11 protein-coding genes are annotated in these 22058 nt (G+C 59.4%); 6 read left to right on the forward strand and 5 right to left on the reverse strand.

The window, feature by feature from the left end; translation table 11 throughout:
* The coding region (locus tag ACIQVE_RS15320; RefSeq protein ID WP_402809873.1) for a 50S ribosomal L9 C-terminal domain-containing protein at nucleotides 1–158 on the forward strand (158 nt) is incomplete at its 5' end.
* A gap of 121 nt (nucleotides 159–279) precedes the next feature.
* Entirely contained in the window at nucleotides 280–1677 is a 1398-nt protein-coding gene (gene dnaB, locus ACIQVE_RS15325) for a replicative DNA helicase (protein WP_402809699.1), read from the forward strand.
* A gap of 42 nt (nucleotides 1678–1719) precedes the next feature.
* On the opposite strand, the gene ACIQVE_RS15330 is transcribed toward dnaB, so the two are convergent.
* From ACIQVE_RS15330 to ACIQVE_RS15340, 3 genes are all read right to left on the reverse strand, one after another.
* Entirely contained in the window at nucleotides 1720–6369 is a 4650-nt protein-coding gene (locus ACIQVE_RS15330; RefSeq protein WP_402809701.1) for an NEL-type E3 ubiquitin ligase domain-containing protein, read from the reverse strand.
* A 110-nt stretch (nucleotides 6370–6479) separates the two neighbouring features.
* Nucleotides 6480–9065 carry a hypothetical protein gene (locus ACIQVE_RS15335; RefSeq protein WP_402809704.1) on the reverse strand — a complete coding sequence of 862 codons (2586 nt, stop codon included), beginning with the start codon at nucleotides 9063–9065 and terminating at the stop codon, nucleotides 6480–6482.
* A gap of 98 nt (nucleotides 9066–9163) precedes the next feature.
* Nucleotides 9164–10954, reverse strand: coding sequence for a leucine-rich repeat domain-containing protein (locus ACIQVE_RS15340; protein WP_402809706.1), 1791 nt, complete (start codon nucleotides 10952–10954; stop codon nucleotides 9164–9166).
* Between the two features lie 219 nt (nucleotides 10955–11173).
* On the opposite strand from ACIQVE_RS15340, the gene ACIQVE_RS15345 reads away from it, so the two are divergent.
* From ACIQVE_RS15345 to ACIQVE_RS15360, 4 genes are all read left to right on the forward strand, one after another.
* A complete protein-coding gene (locus ACIQVE_RS15345; protein WP_402809709.1) occupies nucleotides 11174–13486 on the forward strand; it encodes a YgiQ family radical SAM protein in 2313 nt (770 codons plus the stop codon).
* Nucleotides 13487–13892: 406 nt separating this feature from the next.
* Nucleotides 13893–17168 (forward strand): DUF2126 domain-containing protein, encoded by a 3276-nt coding sequence (locus tag ACIQVE_RS15350; RefSeq protein WP_402809711.1) that lies wholly within the window; start codon nucleotides 13893–13895, stop codon nucleotides 17166–17168.
* An 88-nt stretch (nucleotides 17169–17256) separates the two neighbouring features.
* Nucleotides 17257–19743, forward strand: coding sequence for a circularly permuted type 2 ATP-grasp protein (locus ACIQVE_RS15355; RefSeq protein ID WP_402809714.1), 2487 nt, complete (start codon nucleotides 17257–17259; stop codon nucleotides 19741–19743).
* Nucleotides 19743–20633, forward strand: coding sequence for a transglutaminase N-terminal domain-containing protein (locus ACIQVE_RS15360; protein ID WP_402809716.1), 891 nt, complete (start codon nucleotides 19743–19745; stop codon nucleotides 20631–20633). Before ACIQVE_RS15355 ends, ACIQVE_RS15360 begins: the two co-directional genes overlap by 1 nt.
* A gap of 172 nt (nucleotides 20634–20805) precedes the next feature.
* Here the strand turns inward: ACIQVE_RS15360 and ACIQVE_RS15365 are convergent, their stop codons facing one another.
* Together ACIQVE_RS15365 and ACIQVE_RS15370 are read right to left on the reverse strand one after the other, a co-directional pair.
* Complete coding sequence (locus ACIQVE_RS15365; protein WP_402809719.1) at nucleotides 20806–21003, reverse strand: hypothetical protein; 198 nt, start codon at nucleotides 21001–21003, stop codon at nucleotides 20806–20808.
* Between the two features lie 68 nt (nucleotides 21004–21071).
* The gene (locus ACIQVE_RS15370; RefSeq protein ID WP_402809722.1) at nucleotides 21072–21659 is read right to left on the reverse strand and encodes a TIGR00730 family Rossman fold protein; all 588 of its coding nucleotides are present in this window, start codon (nucleotides 21657–21659) and stop codon (nucleotides 21072–21074) included.
* Nucleotides 21660–22058: the final 399 nt, after the last annotated feature.

The raw sequence follows: 22058 nt of genomic DNA on the forward strand, positions 1-22058 counted from the left end.
ACATCGCTGACGCACTGACCTCCTCCGGCGTTGAAGTGCAGAAGAGCGAAGTTCGTCTGCCGAACGGCACCATCCGCAACGTAGGCGAATTCGACGTAGCCGTGCACCTGCACGCCGAAGTTGAAGCCACCGTACGCGTTGTAGTGGTAGCAGCTTAAGCAACACCTGATCGGCTGGCGGCTTGTCCATCAGACGGTTAACATCGGGCACGATCCTGTTTACAGGTCGTGCCCTTTGTCTTTCTGCAATCCCTGCTTTCACTAAACAACTCAAGTGGCCATGAACGATATCTCCGCTCCCGAGCAATACGATCTGCAAACCGCCGCCCTGAAGGTGCCGCCGCATTCCATCGAAGCCGAACAGGCTGTACTCGGTGGTCTGATGCTGGACAACAACGCCTGGGAACGCGTGCTCGATCAAGTCTCCGACGGCGATTTCTATCGACATGACCACCGCCTGATCTTCCGTGCAATCGCCAAACTGGCCGATCAGAACTCCCCGATTGACGTCGTGACCCTTGCCGAACAACTGGACAAGGAAGGTCAGACGTCTCAGGTTGGCGGTCTCGGTTACCTCGGCGAACTGGCAAAAAACACGCCGTCCGTCGCCAACATCAAGGCGTATGCGCAGATTGTTCGTCAGCGCGCGACGTTGCGCCAACTGATCGGCATCAGCACCGAGATCGCTGACAGCGCTTTCAACCCCGAAGGCCGCACCGCAGAGGAAATCCTCGACGAGGCCGAGCGCCAGATCTTCGCGATTGCCGAGGCCCGGCCTAAAACTGGCGGCCCGGTGGGTGTGAACGAGTTGCTGACCAAGGCCATCGACCGTATCGACACGCTGTTCAACACCGACAATGCGATCACTGGCCTGTCCACCGGTTACACCGACCTTGATGAGAAGACCAGCGGCCTACAGCCATCTGACTTGATCATCGTCGCGGGCCGTCCGTCGATGGGTAAAACCACCTTCGCGATGAACCTGGTGGAAAACGCCGTACTGCGCAGCGACAAGGCCGTTCTGGTGTACTCCCTCGAGATGCCAGGCGAATCGCTGATCATGCGTATGCTCTCGTCCCTCGGCCGGATCGACCAGACCAAGGTGCGCTCCGGCCAGTTGGAAGATGACGACTGGCCGCGCCTGACCTCGGCGGTCAACCTGCTCAATGATCGCAAGCTGTTCATCGACGACACCGCCGGTATCAGCCCCTCAGAGATGCGTGCGCGTACCCGGCGTCTGGCGCGTGAGCACGGTGACATCGGCCTGATCATGATCGACTACCTGCAACTGATGCAGATTCCAGGTTCGGGGGGCGACAACCGGACGAACGAGATTTCCGAAATCTCGCGATCCTTGAAAGCCCTGGCCAAGGAATTCAATTGCCCGGTGGTGGCGCTGTCCCAGCTCAACCGCTCCCTGGAGCAACGACCGAACAAACGCCCGATCAACTCCGACCTCCGGGAATCCGGAGCGATCGAGCAGGATGCCGACGTCATCATGTTCGTGTACCGGGACGAGGTGTATCACCCGGAAACCGAGCACAAAGGCATTGCCGAAATCATCATCGGCAAGCAGCGGAACGGCCCGATCGGCTTTATCCGCCTGGCGTTTATCGGTAAATACACGCGCTTTGAGAACCTTGCTCCGGGCAGCTACAACTTCGACGACGACGAGTAACGGCTGGCCGAACAATGTTCGGCCAGCCGTTACTTCAGCCAGTCAGACGCTGGCGTCGGTCGCCTCTTCGCCGGTGCCTCTGGCCGCATACTCGGCCAGCTCCTGGCGGGTCAGTGTTTCGATCAGGGCAGCCTCCTCAACTATCCACGACGCTTGCAGCGAACTGGATTGTGTCTGGTAATCAGCTAGCGCCAGTTGGTTGCTCGCATGGAGATCGTCGAGCGCCGACTGCTGCTCCTGAATGGGTTGTCGCTGCTTGACGAAATCGTCCTGATATTTGCTCGTGATGAACTTCTGCCAAAACTCCCTCGACACCAGTTCCTGAAGCTCTTCAGGGGAATCATCCAGCGCAACGACCCTGTTGTACGCGGCCTCCACTTGCTCTGGCTGCACCTCGATCAGACGACTGAACCCCATACTTTCCGGTTGTCCCGGCAGTTGCAGTCGGTCTCGCAGGGCATGGCGATAGTACAGCCGGATTTCTACTTCCTCCGGTACGTGTGGTAGTGAAAGCCGCGCTGCATCTTGAGGTGTCCTCTCTGCGGCGATTGTTGCTTCACGCCGGGCGATGTCGGCGGAAGCGATCTTGTCGACCTCGTGCAATCGGAACAGCGCTCTGGACAGGGCTGTGAGTTGCGGGCCCTGTGCCTTGTCGCCTGCCTTGGCTAGTGCGTGGTGCATCATCGCTCTGGTTTCGAGATTGGCAAATGTGAATGCCGCACGATCACAGCAGGTGGCCTCTCCTGCGCGATCAAAGACTTCCTTGCGCAGGTTTTCGGATGGCTCGGTGTTTTCGGTAATGCTGTCGATCAGCTTCCAGACCCGCTGTTGCTGGTTTTGGCGACCTGCGGAATCGAGCAGCAGGCGATCAAGGGTATCGAACAAACCGCCAGAGGCTTGCTGCTCATGCAACGTCTGCCATTGGGCTTTCCTCGTTGCCACCTGCGCTTCAGACATCCCAACTGTCCAGCGAGCCAACGAATCCTCCATCGTTGTGCTGACTACTAAAGGCCTACGCACGTGACCGCGCGCGGTGTCGATCAGATTGGTTGGTCCGTGCAAAGGCGTCTCTGCCTGGTTCAGGCGAGTACTGTAAAGAGTGAGGCGAGCCAGGGTTGCCTCAGAAAGCGGGTTGTTGAGGATGTTGGTCACATTGTTGATGCGGGCTGTATGCGCAAGTCGTTCGTCCGTGGGGGCGATAACCGCATCAGGAATGTCTGCGATTTGATTGTTGCTCAGATTGAAAGTGTCCAGTAATGGCTGCTCGGCGATGCCGGTCGGAAAGGTATCGATGCCCGTACCGGAAAGATTGAGCGAGCGCAGATCAGTCATCCGGCCGAAATCCGGAACGATCCCCAGCCGTGGATTCCCATGCAGCCACAACGCGCGCAGTGTCGTGCGTCCCGACAGCACGCGGGCAGTTTCCACTGTCAGGGAAATCTGATTTTCCTGCAGAAACAGGCGCGTCAGTCCGGTCATCTCTCCGATGGCTGGCGGCAGTTCGCGTAGTTGATTGTACGAAAGCTCAAGCCAGCGCAAATGGCGGAAGCGAGTCAAGAATCCTTCCGGGGATGTACTCAACGCCATATTGCTCAGTCTGAGAGAACCGACATGGCTGAAGTCCGCATCAAGGTCCGGCAAGCTTGGCAGTCGCAAACCGCTGAGGTCCAGCTCAAGCCCGATCGGCGTCTGGTCATTGGCCAGCTTCTGCGGAGTCAGCCGTCTCCAGCAGTTGATGATCCTGATGCTGGCCTTTAAACGTTCAGAACGGTGTTGGGCGTTGGCTGCCAGGCGACGCGCGGGAGTGTACTGTGTGACGCTGCCTCCTCCGGAAAATTCCCAGTCTTCGAGCTGCCTTTTGAGCCCGCGGTATTCTTGCTCCAGACGAGTGACCTGCAATGCAGCATCCTCATCCCCGAGGCTCCAGAGGTATTCCCGGCAGTGCTTGATGTTCTTGTCCGGATACAGGTTGTGATAACGCTGGGCCGGGGAGTTTTCGCTGTCAAATATGGTGCCAAGGTCTGCGGTCAGGAGTTCGGGATCAACCTCGTTCACACGACGCCAGTAATCGTCAAATTTGCGCCAGTAATCGGGAGGGAAGTCGTTGCCCTCCATGCTGATTACTCTATTGACCTGGGTAACGGTCAACAGCTGTTCAGGCGACGGGTCGAGGTGCGCTTGGGGCACTTCCTTCAACTGGTTATTGCGCAAATCAACGCGTCTGAGCGCGGTTTTGTCTTGCAGTCCAGCCGGCCAATGGGTGATTCCTGTCTCGTATAAGCTGAGCGATACCAACCCTGACATAGCGCTGAAATCAGGGGCGATATGCAGTGGATTGGTTGACAGGTTAATGACCGACAGCGAGGTCAGGCCACTGATTGTCGCCGCCGCTTGCTCATCCAGGACCAGCTTGTTTGAACTTAGATTCAAGTGGGTCAGGGCGCGCATTTCTCCTATTCCGGCGGGAAGCCTCTTGAGATCGCACCCCGTTATGGCCAGTTTTTCAAGTTTGGCGAAGTTAGAGAGGAACTGGTCGGCTGCTACTGACCAGTTAATGTCTTGCAGACTCAGAGCTCGAATATGGCTGAAATCCGCGTTCAGCGCCGGGAGGGGGCCCTGTCCGTGCGGCATCTCCAGCGTGTCCCCGGATTCGCGCAGCCAGCAGGTCTTGAGTGTGCTGGCGACCCGTTCTGCCCAGCGCTTCGTCCATACGCCGATCGAAGAGGATTTCTGGATGTAATCCTCCAAATCCGCCTGCATCAGGTCAAATTCCTGCACCCGTTCGACGAGCCCCTTTTGCGCCGCCTCGTCCAGTGACATCAAGTAGGCCCTTGCGGCCTGCGGATCCTTTTCGGGGTACATTCGCCTCACCATGGCGACCTCAGGTATGTCGCCATTGAGCCGAAACGCAGCAAGGTTGGCGGGGGGGGCAAGTTCCGGATGGTCGGTACTGACCCGCTGCCAGAACGCTTCCAGGGACTTCCAGTAGTCCGCTGCAAACAGGTTGCCCTCTATCCGTGTAACGCCGTTGATCCGTGCGCGAGCCTGCAATTGATCCGCCGGCGGGTTGAGGATCGTCTCTGGCACTTCGCTCAGTTTATTCTGGCGCAGATCGAGTAATTCCAGGCCCGCCTGTTGCTGCAGGCCACTGGGCCATAGATCAATACCGGTATTGCTCAGATTCACGGTTTTCAGATCGTCCATGGCGCTGAAATCCGGGGTTGTCCCAAGTGGGTTGTCCGACAGATCGAGATGCTCAAGTCGATCCAGCCTGGCAAGACTTGCGGCAGATTGCGGGTCGAGCTGGAGGCGACTGGATTGCAGATTTAACGTGGTCAGATCGTGCAGGGATCCGATTGCGTCGGGTAGTTTTTCCAGGGTGGAGCGTTTAACCGTCAAGCCTCGCAGGCCGGAAAAGCTGGCGAGGAAGGTATCGGCCGCGTCCGACCAGGTGACCGAATCGAGCTCAAGTACGTTGACATGCCCGAAATCGGCCTTCAGCGGTGGCAGGGATAATACTCCGGCTACGGCCGCGAGTTTTAGCGTCGGGCCGCTTTCCTGTCGCCAGCAGCGCTTGATTTCCATAATGGTGGAAGTAATCCATTCTTGTCCGGCGCTTTGGCTGTCTGGCTGTGTGTTGTCGAGAGACCAGACTGCCAGAGTCTTCTTCAGATTTTTGTAGTCGGTTTCCCGGCGAGCCAGACCGTTTTGCACATCGGCGCCCAGCGAAGTGATCAAGGCACTGACCTGTTGCTCGGTAAAGGCAGGATAAAGCTTGCGCACGCGGGAGGGCGGGCTTTTCAGGCGGTTGAGCGTCGCTCTGAAGCGGTCTGCCAGCGTGCCCTGTTGGGCATCCGCCGACCGGTGCATGCCCCCGGCGCCGGGAATAGTGACGCCCATCCAGCCATCCACGGCGTCGAACACCACGGGTTCCGATTGTCCCGCACGCGTGGCGACATAGCGGTTGTTGTTATCGCCGGCGACGGCGTCCTGCGCACGGACGATGCGCATCACTGGCGTAAGTGGCGTCGAAGCGTCAAGGTCGTGCAGGGCTTGATAGGCGTGGTTGTCTATGACCACGTAAAGCTTGCCGTCGTGCCTGTGCAATCCATCGGGGCCGGGCTCTGCGTCGGCGAAATCCAGAGCAGTCCGAAACCCCAGCAAGCGGTTTTCGCTCAGGATAAAAGTGATCGGCGAATCATCCAGCGGCTGCCAGAGCTTGCTGGTTTGATCACGTATCAGCACCGGGCCTGAAGGTTGCAACTCGCTCGCCAGTCTGGCGCGGTGCAGGCCGGTAGCGGCGTCCGTCGCGATCGCGACAATGCCAATATCGGCAACTTCAACGAAGCGGCGTCCCTTGATTGTAAGGAAACCCTCTGCATCAGCCTTTGGCAGGTTTACTGCGGTGCTGACCCGGTAATCGATGAGCGGACGTGGCGCAGGCGGAGTAAGGCTCGTGGAGGCAATGCCTGACGGGATGGGCGCAACGACGACTGGAGTGATCGCATCAAGGTCGGGCGAATCCGATGTGCTTGCCGAGTCCCGCGAGTCTGTTCGCCTTCTGAAGAGCAGCGTATCGAGGTCGGGATGAGGCGGGTTAACGGGCTGGCGAAGGCGAGAATCGTCAGGTTGCACCGGTCGAGTGTGGACATCGACTGTTACGGTAGTATTTACAGGCTTTTTTACAGGCATGAAGCATTCATCCTTGAAATTGCCGCGTAGCGTTGGCAAAAGCTGGCTGGGCGGCAGTCGGCATTATTGCCGGGGTGTTTTTTACGATCCGGTTAAGCATTCGCTTGCGGTCAGCGAGCAAGTTCAAAGATTTTTCGCGCTGTTTTTCCGTCAAACGTCTCACGCCAGATGCCGATATGCGGACGCCCGGCCTCGGCATCCCGACGCTGGGATTCAATGCCCAGTCGACTTTGCTCGAGTGTTTTCAGATGGCCGCCCTTGTTCTGAAAGCTCAGTACAGGACTGGTCTGGTTGTCATAGTGAAAATGTGCTTCCCACAACGGCGTCTGGCTGGAGCGATCCTTGATCGAGTAAACGTCCAGAAATGACTTTGTCCGGCCTTTGCCCAGTGGCTTGCGATCAACGGTTTTGGTCACAGTGAGCTCTGCGTGATCGAGCAAATAATTCAGGCGCAGGATGTCCAGTACGTTTCTGTTCTTGTACATCCGGACCTGGACTTTCTGCCCTTCGCTGACAAGTGAATCGACAGCCGTGTGCAAGCGTGTGATCAGACCGGTAATGACCGGATCTTCGGTAGCGCCCTGGTGATTCTCCAGCGCTGCCGCCTGATTGCTGTAGCGCTCGGATTCCTTGCCCAGAAACCTGATGATTTCTCCGGGGTATTCATTGCGGGTCTCTTGCGCCCTTGCCTCGGCAAGGTGGATTTCAACTTTATCCAGTAAGCGGTTGGCCTCGCGGATCAGTTCCGGTCTTGGTGTGTGTGCGATCGGGGGGCGAACAGGCTGCCACTCGCCTTGTTTTTTTTCGTAGCGCTGGGGCGGTAAATCCGGCCTGAAGAGGTCGGGAACATTGATAGTTACATTGCCGTCCGGTGCCGTTTGCGTTTCCCCGACCAGCACCCTGTAGGTGCCGTGCTGGCGGGTGCGGAACATTTTTCTGGGCGGTGCTGGCGGCGCATTGACGGGCTGCGGCGGAACAAAGTCGAAGTCGATATCCTGATCGAGATTCGGCAGCTCGGTGTTGCGGCTTTGCGAGTCAAATATGTCGCTCAGCCGGTTTTCGATTCTCTGCTCGAATGGATCGATCAGAGCAATGATTTCCCTGATGTAGCCAGCTTTGTCAGGGCTGCTGGAAGTCAACCGCGATTCAACGTGCAGCTTGTCGCCCTTGAGGCGATCAAGGGCGTAGATCAGCGCAACCGGATGCTCTCCTTCGGGAATGCTGCCGATCTCCGCTGTCAGCAACTTGACCGCCAGTAGCGACTGGATACCAATATCTGGCGGGTTGTCGGGGTTATCCGAAAGCAGGTGCAGATAGATTGCCAGCTTGTTGTAGTTGATCTGATCGCGGCCGGGCACTTTGCTGTTGTGCTCCAGGATTTCATCGGCAGATCCTGGAGAGGCCTTCAATATCTGCTCAACCACGACCTGCCGGTCACCCAGCAACTTGAGCTTTTTATCCAGGTGGGTGAGGGATTTCTTGAAGTTGTCGACAGTTGCCGCTGCAATTGAGGGTCTGACCCGCAAGTCCATCACCCCCATGAGCCGGTTGAGGAACTGCACCCTCTCTAGCTGGAACACGTGCAGTTCTTGCTTGTACAACCCTCCGGCCTTCAAGTGAACCAGCCATTCCTTGTTATCAATGCATGACTTCACGAATTCGGTCTGCATTCTGATGTGCTTGAGCAGGTGCACTTCCAGCGCGATCAAGGCGCGAGTTTTTCCATCACCTGCCTCAGGCAATCGCCGTGCCTCTGCCCAGAGTTCATCGTACTTTTTTGCTGAAGCCGAAACGCGCTCGTACGCCGCCTGAATGGGCTCATACCTTTGCAACAGCACGTCTCTGGTGAACTGAGCTCGCGGATTGCGCCGCATGCCGCCCTTCAGACCCACAGTGGTAGCAACCCATGTGTTGGTGACGTCGCGAGTGATGGCCAGGCTCTCGCCGATCCGGCTGGCGTGATAGATGTTCGCGCTGTCGGCTGCCACCGGATCCGAGGCGTTGACGATGCGCCAGACCGCCTGCTGTGGTGTAGAGGCATCGAGATCTTGCAACGCCTGATACGCGCGCTGGTCGATGACCACATAAAGTTTGCCAGCATGTCGAATCAGGCCCTCGCTGCCGGCCTCGACAGTGCTGAAGTCCAGATCGACGCGGAAAGCTTGCAGCCGTGCGTCAGTCAAGGGAACGCTGATTGAGTCGGCGTCCTGGTGCGGGTACCAGAGCCTGCTTTCGGGATCCCTCATGAGCAGCGGACCGGAAGCGATCAGCTCGCTCACCAGTCTGGCCCGATACAGACCGGTGTCCGTGTCCATCGCGACGTACACGACGCTACCGTCATGCAAGTCGACGTAGCGGCGCCCCTTGTGCACCCTGAAACCTTCAGCATCCGCTTCAGGCAGCGAGGTCGTCGCGTTGATCCGGTATCGCTCCAGTGAAAACCCGGCTGATGCCTGAGGCGGCGCGAGTGACGTAGTAGTGATATCGATGTTGTTGACTGTCAGTGCTGGCGCCGGGTGTATCGCGTCAAGGTCGACGGCGTCCGGAGTCAAGTCCGGCCTTGTCGGTCTTACACCCAGGTGCGCAATCGAAGCTTCAACTTCGACAGGGGGGGAGATGCTTCCATCCCCTTGTTGAGGGGCGCGCGTGTGTACATCGACCGAGACGGTGATGCGGTTTATTGGTTTCAATCCCATGTGTTACTCATCCTTGAGCAGTTGTTGAGCAACCCCGTCATGCAGGGCTGATGCATAGCTGATTGATAGCGTTTTTATCCGCTGTTGATCCTCGCAGCCTAAGTTCGCCGGGAAGGCTGCCCGTCGGTCACCGGACTCAACAGGCTTCGAGGATTGGACAGGGTGAAACCGGCGGCCCGCAGACGTGCAAGGTAGAGCTTCAATTTTTCGAGAGTGGCTTGAGAAAGCGGATTGCCCAGCATGAATACTTTGTCGCTCAGGTGCCCTGACTGCATCAGCCTTTCCTGAGGGGGCGCGACAATCGAGTCAGGAATCTCGGTAATCCAGTTGGACCGTAGATCGACGAGTTCCAGAAACTGCAAATCGTTCACACCGCTCGGCCATTGCGAAAGGCCCGTACGGGCCAATGCCAGTTTTCGCATACGCTGCAACCGTCTGAAGTCGGGCTGGTCTCTGATGGTGTTGTCATTCAAAACCAGCACCTGAAGGGTCTCTGGCAGCGGCGCGCTGAAGCGGTCTATTGTGATCCGGTTGCCCTCAAGATTCAGGTGGCTCAAACGGGGCATATCACGCAGATCGTAGGGCATGTCCATCAGTCGATTTTTCGACAGATCCAGGCTGAAGATATGCTTGAAAGGCCTGAGATGCGTAGCAAGAATCAATTTATTGTTCTTTAAATCAAGGGAGGTGACATGGCTGAAGTCGATGCCCTCCAGAGAGGGCAGGTTGGTCAGGTCCAGGCCGCTCAGATTGAGTCTTTCACCCACGTGCGACCCGTCTGCGGCCAGATGCAGAACGGCTTTCTTTCTCCAGCAATCGATAATTCGTTCGCGGGCGATAGCTTGGTTTCCGTGCTGCCAGAACGATAACTGGTACCGCAGAGAGTGAAATTCGTGCTCGTACCGAGCCAGGCGGCCCGGCACATCCGGCCCCAGATTCTGCAGGATCGCGTGTACCTGGGCCTCATCGAAGGAGGGGAACAAATCTCGCACCCGCCGTGTTGGAGAGAGCAGCGCGCGTGCCAGTTGGCTATGGGGGCCTGGACTGAACAGCGATCCACTGGCCTGGGCTCTGCGCATGCCACCAGCGCCAGGTACATCGGCTTCGACCCAGCCGTGTTGCGGATCGAATACAACCGTCTCCGAACGACCCGGGCGGGTGCCCACATAGACATTGTTGGCGTCACGGGCCACGGCATCTTCAGCGCGGACGATGCGCAATACCGGGGTCGTTGGCGTAGAAGCATCAAGGTCATTCAGGACCTGATAGGCGTGGTCGCGGATCACCGCGTAGAGCTTGCCGTCAAAACGGTGCAGGCCGTCGCTCCCGGGTTCGACGCCGGTGAAATCGATGTCGCTGCGAAAGGTTTCCATTCGGGTGTCGCTCAGGGTATGCGGCAGCGGTTCGACATCGCTCTGTTCGCGCCAGAATCTGCCGTCGGGATCGGGTTGCAATACCGGCCCGGAAGGATCTCGTTCGCTTGAGCGCTTGGCCCGATAAAACCCGGTCTCGGCGTCCATCGCGATCTGCACGATCTGGTTATCGGGCAGGGTGACGTACTTGCGCCCCCTGATGATTCGCGCGCCTTGGGTATCGGTGCCGTCCCATCCCGGCGGGGGGGCGATCCAGTAATCTTGCAGCGCACGGTGCACGGGGAGCTCCGGCGAGTCGACGGCCGTTGGTATCGCGCTGACGTTGACGGTGGTGGCGGGCGTGATTGCATCGAGGTCGACGTCGGCAGGGTGCGTTGTCGCGAACCGGTTTGCTGTGCCCGCAGAGTGAATACCGGGGACATCAACCCGCTGGGGGCCGTCAGCTCCCGAGGTGCCAGTCTTCGGTGGCCTTGTCGTGCTGGCGCCATTGGCGCCCTTGCTGGTCTTGCCGATCATGAATACTCATCCTTGAGTGGTTGTCATGTTCACCCCGCAATATGCAAGGCTTGAAATTCTTGATGCGTTGCCGGTTTGCGCGCCTGCGCGGTTGCTGGGACATTGCGCTACCGGCCCTGCGCAACAATGAAGAGAATCCGACCACGGTCGTCGGAATTGGTTATTTTTTGTGCTATATTCCGCGCCCGCGATTTTTCATCTCAACACCGGTCGTCCGACATGCAAGCAGCCAAGCCGTTATTTGACTATCCAAAATATTGGGCCGAATGTTTCGGGCCAGCGCCGTTCCTGCCGATGAGCAGGGAGGAGATGGATCAGCTTGGCTGGGATTCGTGCGACATCATCATTGTTACCGGAGATGCCTACGTCGATCATCCGTCGTTTGGCATGGCGATCATTGGCCGGCTGCTGGAGTCGCAAGGCTTCCGCGTCGGGATCATTGCCCAGCCAAACTGGCAGTCCAAAGACGACTTCATGAAGCTCGGCGAGCCGAACCTGTTCTTCGGCGTCGCGGCCGGCAACATGGACTCGATGATCAATCGTTACACCGCCGACAAGAAAATCCGTTCCGATGACGCCTATACCCCGGGCGGCATGGCCGGCAAGCGTCCGGATCGCGCCAGCCTGGTCTACAGCCAGCGCTGCAAGGAAGCCTACAAAAACGTGCCGATCGTGCTCGGCGGCATCGAAGCTTCGCTGCGCCGCATCGCGCACTACGACTACTGGCAGGATCGCGTACGCAACTCGATCCTGATCGACGCCTGCGCCGACATCCTCCTGTACGGCAACGCCGAACGAGCGATTGTCGAAGTCGCCCAGCGTTTGTCCTACGGTCACAAGATCGAAGACATCACCGATGTGCGCGGCACCGCGTTCATCCGTCGTGACACGCCAGCGGGCTGGTACGAAGTCGATTCCACGCGCATTGACCGTCCGGGCAAGGTCGACAAGATCATCAACCCGTACGTCAACACCCAAGACACCCAGGCCTGCGCCATCGAGCAGGAGAAGGGGCCGGTTGATGATCCGGAAGAAGCCAAGGTCGTGCAGATTCTGGCCAGCCCACGGATGACCCGCGACAAGACCGTGATTCGCCTGCCGTCCATGGAAAAGGTGCGTGCCGACGCGGTTCTTTACGCTCACGCCAACCGCGTGCTGCACCTGGAAACCAACCCGGGCAACGCCCGTGCGCTGGTGCAGAAGCATGGCGAAGTCGACGTCTGGTTTAACCCGCCGCCGATTCCGATGACCACTGAAGAAATGGACTACGTGTTCGGCATGCCTTACGCACGTGTCCCGCATCCTGCGTACGGCAAGGAAAAAATCCCGGCCTACGACATGATCCGTTTCTCGGTGAACATCATGCGCGGCTGCTTTGGCGGCTGCACCTTCTGCTCGATCACCGAGCACGAAGGCCGGATCATCCAGAACCGTTCCGAAGAATCGATCATTCGCGAGATCGAAGAGATCCGCGACAAGGTGCCAGGCTTCACCGGCGTCATCTCCGACCTCGGCGGCCCGACCGCGAACATGTACCGCATCGCCTGCAAGACGCCGGAAATCGAATCCGCGTGCCGCAAGCCGTCCTGCGTGTTCCCGGGGATCTGCCCGAACCTGAACACCGACCACTCGTCGCTGATTCAGCTGTATCGCAGCGCCCGTGCCTTGCCGGGTGTGAAGAAGATCCTGATTGCCTCCGGCCTGCGTTACGACCTCGCGGTCGAGTCGCCGGAGTACGTCAAAGAGCTGGTGACCCACCACGTCGGTGGTTACCTGAAGATCGCCCCGGAACACACCGAGGAAGGTCCGCTCAACCAGATGATGAAACCGGGCATTGGCAGCTATGACAAGTTCAAGCGCATGTTCGAGAAGTACACCAAGGAAGCCGGGAAAGAGCAGTACCTGATTCCGTACTTCATCGCCGCGCACCCGGGCACCACCGACGAAGACATGATGAACCTGGCCCTGTGGCTCAAGGGCAATGGCTTCCGCGCCGACCAGGTGCAGGCGTTCTACCCGTCGCCGATGGCCACCGCCACCGCGATGTACCACTCGGGCAAGAACCCGCTGCGCAAGGTCAGCTACAAGAGTGACAGCGTGACCATCGTCAAGAGCGAAGAGCAGCGTCGTCTGCACAAGGCGTTCTTGCGTTATCACGATCCGAAAGGCTGGCCGATGCTGCGTGAAGCGCTGCAACGCATGGGCCGTAGCGATCTGATCGGGCCGGGCAAGGATCAATTGATTCCGTTGCATCAGCCTTCCACCGATACCTACCAGAGCGCGCGTCGCAAAAACTCGACGCCGGCTGGCAGCCATAAAGTGGCGAAGGAAGGCAAAGAGAAGACCACCAAGATTCTCACCCAGCACACCGGCCTGCCGCCGCGTGCCAGTGATGGCGGTAATCCGTGGGACAAGCGTGAACAGGCCAAGGCTGCGGCGTTCGCCCGCAACCAGCAGGCCGCCAAGGACCGCAAGGACGCGGCCAAGGGCAAAGGACCGAAGCCGACGCGCAAACCGGTTGTGCCACGCTAAACAGAACGCCAACCTTCGGGTTGGCGTTTTGCATTTCAGGATTTGGATTTGTTTTGTCAGGGATATCTTTTCCCCCTCACCCCAGCCCTCCCGAAACGTCGGACCGCCCCCAAGGGGGCGAGGGGGAAGGGAGCCGATCTTCATGCGGTTCAAAATCTGAGTTCGACTCGGTCTTTCAAGTCGGTGCATCTTGAATAAACAACGCGGTCAGTCCCCTCTCCCTCCGGGAGAGGGCTAGGGTGAGGGGCTCTTCGCAACATTTACGTGCGTTGAGCCCAAACCATTTCCCCGCATCGCCCGATTTTGGTGCTGTACTGCCCTGAGCATTCCGCAAAAGCGCCCAAGCCTGTGCATGGCATAAGTCTTGCGCGCTTTCGAATACGCTTAGGCTCGCAGGAGGCACGCCGTGTCGATTCATGTCGCATTGCATCACGTCACGCATTACCGCTACGACCGCGCTGTCGAACTCGGCCCGCAGATCGTTCGCCTGCGCCCGGCTGCCCATAGCCGCACGCGGATTCTCTCGTATGCGCTGAAAATTTCGCCCGACAATCACTTCATCAACTGGCAGCAGGACCCGCAGGGCAATTACCTCGCCCGGCTGGTGTTCCCGGAGAAAACCGACGAACTGCGCATTGAAGTCGATCTGCTGGCGGAGATGGCGGTGTTCAACCCATTCGACTTCTTCCTCGAACCCTACGCCGAGAAAATCCCCTTCGCTTACGCCGCCGATGAGCGCAAAGAGCTGGCGCCGTACCTCGAAACCCTGCCGCTGACACCGGCATTCAAAGCCTATCTGGACGGCATTGACCGTACGCCACTGCCCGCTGTGGATTTTCTGGTGGCGATCAACCAGCGTCTGAGCGAAGACATCAATTACCTGATTCGCATGGAGCCGGGCGTGCAAACCCCGGAGCACACCCTCGAACACGCCTCTGGATCGTGCCGCGACTCGGCGTGGTTGCTGGTGCAATTGCTGCGTAACCTCGGACTGGCGGCGCGGTTTGTCTCCGGTTACCTGATTCAACTGACCGCCGACGTGAAAAGCCTCGACGGTCCATCCGGCACCGAGGTGGACTTCACCGACCTGCATGCCTGGTGCGAAGTGTATTTGCCGGGTGCTGGCTGGATCGGCCTCGACGCCACCTCAGGGCTGTTCGCCGGTGAAGGGCATATCCCGTTGGCTTGTAGTCCCGATCCGTCCTCGGCAGCGCCGATCAGCGGCATGGTCGAGCCTTGCGAAACGCAGTTCAGCCATGAAATGTCCGTGGAACGGATTTGGGAGGCGCCACGGGTCACCAAGCCTTACACCGATGAGCAGTGGCTGGCGATTCAGGCGCTGGGCCGGCAGATCGACGCTGACCTGCTGGAGGGCGACGTACGCCTGACCATGGGCGGCGAACCGACCTTCGTCTCCATCGACGACCCCGACGGCGCAGAATGGAACACCGCAGCCCTCGGCGAGGACAAGCGTCGGCTCTCCGCCGAACTGTTCCAACGTATGCGCAAACATTACGCGCCGCAGGGTCTGGTGCATTTCGGCCAGGGCAAGTGGTATCCCGGCGAACAACTGCCGCGCTGGTCGCTCAATTGCTATTGGCGCCGCGACGGCGTGCCGATCTGGCACAACAACGCGCTGATCGCTGATGAGCAGCAAGACTATGGCGCCGATGGCGAACTGGCCGGACGCTTTCTGGCGAGTGTCGCCGAACGCCTGAAACTGCCTGCTCGGTTTGTGTTCCCAGCCTACGAGGACAACTTCTATTACCTCTGGCGTGAAGGGACTTTGCCGAGCAACGTCAGCGCCGAAGATTCGCGTCTGGAAGAACCGCTGGAGCGTGCGCGGCTGCGCAAAGTCTTCAGTCAGGGACTCGATAAAGTGATCGGCCAGGTGCTGCCGCTGGCGCGTACCGCCAAGGGCGATCAATGGCAGAGCGGGCGCTGGTATCTGCGCGACGAGCATTGCCGTCTGGTGCCGGGTGACTCGCCGCTGGGTTATCGTTTGCCGTTGGGCGCGCAGCCTTGGGTGAAAGCGGCCGAGTATCCGTTTATCCATCCACAGGACCCGAACCAGGACTTCCTGGAGCTACCGCAGACCGCGCAACTCAACAGTCACGGCGAGCCAGCCACGGCAGACGAACGCCAACCGAAAGTCGACGAATCCGCCGACTGGCTGACCCGCACTGCATTCTGCGCTGAAGCCCGTGAGGGCCGTTTGTACCTGTTCATGCCGCCGCTGGAGCGGGTCGAGGATTATCTGGAGTTGGTGGCCGCCATCGAAGCCACCGCCGAAGAGCTGCACTGCCCGGTGCTGCTGGAAGGCTACGAACCGCCTAGCGATCCGCGTCTGAGCAACTTCCGTATTACCCCGGACCCCGGCGTGATCGAGGTCAACGTGCAGCCGTCCGCCACTTGGGACGAGTTGGTCGAGCGCACCGAGTTTCTCTATGAAGAGGCCCGCCAAACCCGACTGACCACCGAGAAATTCATGATCGACGGGCGCCATACCGGCACGGGCGGCGGCAACCACTTCGTCCTCGGTGGAGCGACGCCGGCGGACTCACCGTTTTTGCGCCGCCCGGATCTGCTGCGCAGCCTGATCAGTTACTGGCACAACCATCCGTCGCTGTCCTATCTGTTTTCCGGATTGTTCATCGGCCCGACCTCTCAGGCGCCGCGAGTCGATGAGGCGCGTAACGACGCCTTGTATGAACTGGAAATCGCCTTCGCGCAGATGCCGGAACCGGGCGAAGATTGCGCGCCGTGGCTGGTCGATCGACTGCTGCGCAACTTGCTGATCGACGTCACCGGCAACACCCATCGCGCAGAATTCTGCATCGACAAACTCTATTCACCGGACGGCGCCACCGGTCGCCTCGGCTTGCTGGAGCTGCGCGCCTTTGAAATGCCGCCACACGCGCGCATGAGCCTGGCCCAGCAATTGTTGCTGCGGGCGCTGGTCGCGCGGTTCTGGCGCGAGCCTTATGCGCCGCCGAAACTGGCGCGCTGGGGCACGGAGCTGCACGATCGTTTCCTGCTTCCGCACTTCATCGAACAGGATTTCGCCGACGTCATCGTTGAACTCAACAGCGCCGGTTATCCGCTGCGGGCCGAGTGGTTCGCGGCGCATCTGGAGTTTCGTTTTCCCAAGGTCGGCGATTACGCGGTCAACGGTATCGAACTGGAATTGCGTCAGGCGCTTGAGCCGTGGCATGTGCTGGGCGAAGAGGGCGCGGCGGGTGGCACGGTACGTTACGTCGATTCATCGCTGGAGCGCTTGCAGGTCAAACTCAAAGGCCTGCCACCGCAACGCTATTTGCTGACCTGCAACGGCATCGCGGTGCCATTGCATCCGACCGGGCGAGTAGGCGAATTTGTCGCGGGCGTGCGCTATCGCGCCTGGCAACCGGCCAACTGCCTGCAACCGACCATCCCGGTGCACGCGCCGCTGGTGTTCGACTTGCTCGATACGTGGATGGCGCGCTCGCTGGGCGGCTGCCAGTACCATGTGGCGCATCCGGGCGGGCGCAATTACGAGACGCTGCCGGTCAACGCCAACGAAGCGGAGAGCCGGCGCATGGCGCGTTTCTTCCGGGTCGGACACACGCCGGGGAAACTTCCTATACCCAATGTGGAAATAAACGACGAGCTACCGATGACAATCGATTTGCGCCGTTTCTAAATCGCACACAGCGCCCGGATTTTTCGTCTATCCGGGCGTCATGTGCCTGCGTTAGTCTGACCTTTCCTTGCTGTCTGCCGAGCTTTCCATGCCTGACCTGCTAGACCGCTACCCGCTGACGGCGGGCACTTATCACGAACTGCTGGATGCCGGCGGTGCGGTACGTCCGCATTGGCAGCGGCTGTTCGACCAATTGCAGCGCAGCACACCGGCGCAACTGGTGCAGCGTCAGGCATTGCTGGCCCGGCAGATTCAGGAAAACGGCGTCACCTACAACGTCTATGCCGACCCCAAAGGCGCGGATCGCCCGTGGGAACTGGACTTGTTGCCGCATGTGATCGCGGCGGATGAGTGGCAACAGCTGTCGGCGGGTATCGCCCAGCGAGCGCGATTGCTCAACGCCGTACTAGCTGACCTGTATGGGCCGCAGCGCTTGATCAGCGAAGGTCTGCTGCCGGCGGAACTGGTATTCGGTCACAACAATTTTCTGTGGCCATGTCAGGGCATTGTGCCGCCGGAAAATGCGTTTCTGCATCTGTACGCCGTGGATCTGGCGCGCACGCCGGACGGGCGCTGGTGGGTGACGGCGGATCGCACTCAGGCACCTTCGGGCGCCGGTTACGCACTGGAAAACCGCACCATCGTGTCCCGCGCCTTCCCCGAGTTGTACCGTGATTTGAAGGTGCAGCATCTGGCCGGTTTCTTTCGCACATTGCAGGAAACACTGGCCCGCCAGGCACCCACTGACGACGAAGCGCCGCTGGTGGTGTTGCTGACGCCGGGGCGGTTCAACGAAAGCTATTTCGAACACCTCTATCTGGCGCGTCAGCTCGGTTATCCCTTGGTGGAGGGCGGCGACCTCACGGTGCGCGATGCCACCGTCTACCTGAAAACCCTCAGCGGCCTGCGCCGGGTGCACGCGATCATGCGCCGGCTCGACGACGACTTCTGCGATCCACTGGAGCTGCGCACGGACTCGGCGCTCGGCGTTCCCGGTCTGCTTGAAGCGGTGCGTCAGGGCCGGGTGCTGGTGGCCAATGCGCTGGGCAGCGGCGTGTTGGAATCGCCGGGTTTGCTGGGTTTTCTGCCGAGGATCAACCAGTTCCTGTTCGGCGAAGACTTGCTCCTGCCGTCCATCGCAACGTGGTGGTGCGGTGAAGCGCCGGTGTTGGCCCAGGCGCTGGAAAAACTGCCTGAACTGTTGATCAAACCGGCCTTTCCGTCGCAAAGCTTCGCGCCGGTATTTGGTCGCGATCTGAGTGAAAAGCAGCGTCAATCTCTCGCCGAACGCATGCAGGCTCGCCCTTACGCGTATGTTGCGCAAGAATTGGCCCAGCTCTCCCAAGCGCCAATCTGGCAAGCCGAAGACGGTCAGTTGCAACCTCGGGCGATCGGTATGCGTGTGTACGCGGCGGCCAGTCGTGACGGCTATCGAGTGCTGCCGGGCGGTCTGACCCGAGTGGCGGCCGAGGCTGACGCCGAAGTGGTGTCGATGCAGCGCGGCGGGGCGAGCAAGGACACCTGGGTGCTGGGCGATCGTCCGCCGAGCGGTGAGCAGTGGAAGACCCAGCGCAACGTCGGCGTGCACGATCTGGTCAGGCGTGATCCTTATCTGCCGTCGCGGGTGGTGGAAAACCTGTTCTGGTTCGGCCGTTACTGCGAGCGTTGCGACGACAGTGCGCGGCTGCTGCGAATCATGCTCGCGCGGTATGTCGATGGCGACGACCCGCAAGCGTTGCAGGCTGCGGTCGATCTTGGCGAGCGGCTGTCGCTGTTGCCGGACGAAGGTGAACTGCCGGAGCGGTTGCTGGCCGCGCTGCTCGGCGAAGACTGGTCGTTCAGCCTGCGCTCCAACCTGCAACGTTTGCAGTGGGCGGCTTCACAGGTGCGCGGCAAGCTCTCTCGGGAAAACTGGCAGGCGCTGGTCGAGTTGCAGCGTGAAGCGCTGGAACTTGAGACCGACGAGCCTGACTTTGGCGAGTTGCTGGATTTTCTCAACCGTCTGGTGATGTCGCTGGCGGCGCTGTCGGGGTTCGCGCTGGACGACATGACCCGTGACGAAGGCTGGCGCTTTCTGATGATCGGCCGGCGCATCGAACGGCTGCAGTTCCTCAGCAGCAGTCTGGCGGGGTTTCTGCGTGGGGCCGGTGCATGCGATCAGGCCGGGCTTGAGTGGTTGCTGGAATTGGGCAACAGCAGCATCACCTATCGATCACGCTATCTGGCGGTGGCGCAGTTGATCCCGGTGCTCGACCTGCTGCTGCTCGATGAACAGAACCCGCACGCGGTGTTGTTCCAGTTGAAACTGGTGACCCGCACATTGAAGCGCCTGAATGATGATTTCGGCGTGCCACGGGAGGCCGGACTGTCGCTGTTGGTCGAGCGTCTGGCACGGTTTGACCTGGGCTGCCTGGAGAATCCGTTGTTCGGCGAATCCAGCGTACGCGCGGCGCTTGATGGTCTGGCGGATCTGATGCAAGAGATCGCCGAAGCCAGCGGGCAAGTCTCGGATCGATTGGCCCTGCGCCATTTCGCCCATGTCGATGATGTCAGCCAGCGCACGGTGTCCGTCTGATGAGCGCGCATTACCAGATCTTCCACGACACCTGTTACCACTACGACAGCCCGGTTTCCCTGGCGCAGCAATTGGCGCACCTGTGGCCGCGCGAGTGCAGTTGGCAGCGCTGCACGGAACAACAATTGCTGATCAGTCCGCAACCATCGGCACGGCGCGATGAACTGGATGTGTTCGGCAATCCGCTGACGCGGCTGGCGTTCGAGCGACCGCACGATGAGTTGCAGGTCAACGCCCGGCTCACTGTTGAAGTGCTGGCGCGGCCGGCGCTGGATTTCACGCAATCTCCGGCGTGGGAGCTGACGCGCAATGCGTTGAGCTACAGCAGTCAGCCTCTGCACGCCGAATTGCTTGAGGCTTGCCGTTATCGCTTTCAGTCACCGTACGTGCATCTGAAGCGCAGCTTCGTCGAGTTCTCGGAAAGCTGTTTTCCACCCTGGAAGCCGTTGCTGTTGGGCGTGCAGGCCTTGATGCAGAAAATTTTCAGCGAATTCACCTTTGATGCCGAAGCGACCCAAGTGGCGACACCGCTTGTGGAAGTGCTTGAACGACGTCGTGGGGTCTGTCAGGACTTTGCGCATCTGATGCTGGCCTGTGTGCGTTCTCGAGGCCTTGCTGCACGTTATATCAGCGGGTATCTGCTGACCCAGCCACCACCCGGGCAGCCACGATTGATCGGCGCCGATGCGTCGCATGCTTGGGTATCGGTGTTTTGCCCGGTGTTGGGTTGGGTGGATTTTGATCCGACCAACAATGTGCAGCCGGCGCTGGAGCACATCACGCTGGCGTGGGGGCGGGACTTTTCCGATGTGTCGCCGTTGCGCGGGGTGATTCTGGGCGGGGGGAACCATGATCCGGAAGTGCAGGTCACGGTGATGCCACTGGAGTAACGCGTATTGGGGAGCTTTTGTGGCGAGGGGATTTATCCCCGTTCGGCTGCGAAGCAGTCGCCCAATCCAGACAACTCAATCGGATTGGCGGGACGCAGGGGGGCCGCTTCGCGACCCAACGGGGATAAATCCCCTCGCCACAGATCGCTCCCTCAGGGAACGGATCAATCAATCAGGCGTCAGGCGCCTGTTCTTTCGGTGCATCTGCTTGTGTTTCTGCATCTACAGCGTCTTCTGTCGCCACTTCACCGTCAGGGTTCAGTGCTGCTTCTTCAGCTGATTGTTTCTTGCGCTGAAGCTTTTCCTCTTTCTTCTTTTCCTTTTCCAGGTCTCGTTGACGTTTGGCGAAGGAGTAATTGGGTTTGGCCATGGGCGATCCTCTTGGGTCGAAGGTGAGGTTGAGCGGCGCATATTCTGCCCTGTATCGGTGCCCGGCTGTTAGCCGGGTTTTTGGTCGACCCACTTTGGCGTGACGGTCGGCTTCCAGTGATCGAGGGCGTCGAGCAGCGTTTGCGGCGATTCGCTCACTTGCAGCATGTCACGGTGTGGCCCGCGAACGAAGCCTTCGCCGACGATATGGTCGAGAAAAGCAGTGAGTTTGCTGTAGAAACCGTTCACTTCCAGCAGGCCCAACGGCTTGCCGTGGTAGCCAAGCTGGCCCCAGGTCCAGACTTCGAACAGTTCTTCCAGGGTGCCGAGGCCGCCGGGCAGCGCGATAAACGCATCGCTGAGTTCGGCCATCCGCGCCTTGCGGGCGTGCATGCCATCAACCACTTCCAGGCGCGTCAGGCTTTTGTGACCGATTTCCTTGTCCATCAGGCTCTGCGGGATGATGCCGATCACCTCGCCACCGGCGGCCAGTGCTGCGTCGGCGACGATGCCCATCAGACCGACGGCGCCACCGCCATAGACCAGCGTCAACTTACGCTCGGCCAATGCGCGACCAAGGGCGACGGCGGCTTCGGTGTATGCCGGGTCAGTGCCCGCATTGGCACCGCAAAATACACAAACGGATGTAAGAGACATGCCTTTCTCCTGGGCGATCAGTCGCACAGGGTAATGGCTGGGACGCTTTGATCCAAGGTCTAGAGTTCGCGCTCCGGCGATTCAAAGGTACCGCTGGCGCCACAGGCGTAGGCGGCGAGCAAGCTGCACAACAGGCCGTTAAAGATCATGACAGGCACTCCGTTTCAGTGAGATGCGCCGATCATAGATTCAGCCGGGTGATCTGGCCGTTAGATTGTGTCGATGAGTGTCATAGCCTGAAAGTTGTATACAATTTTTGACTCAAGTCATAGGAACTTGCGAAGATTTCAGGCAGTCTTTCAACCATTAGTGTCTTTGTTAACCCTGCCTTGGAGATTCACCATGTTTTCCAAAGTTGTTGCGGTATCCCTGCTGGCGCTGGCCAGCAGCCAATTGATG

Origin of the sequence: Pseudomonas sp. NPDC098747, assembly GCF_044760045.1 — a bacterium.
GTDB lineage: Bacteria > Pseudomonadota > Gammaproteobacteria > Pseudomonadales > Pseudomonadaceae > Aquipseudomonas.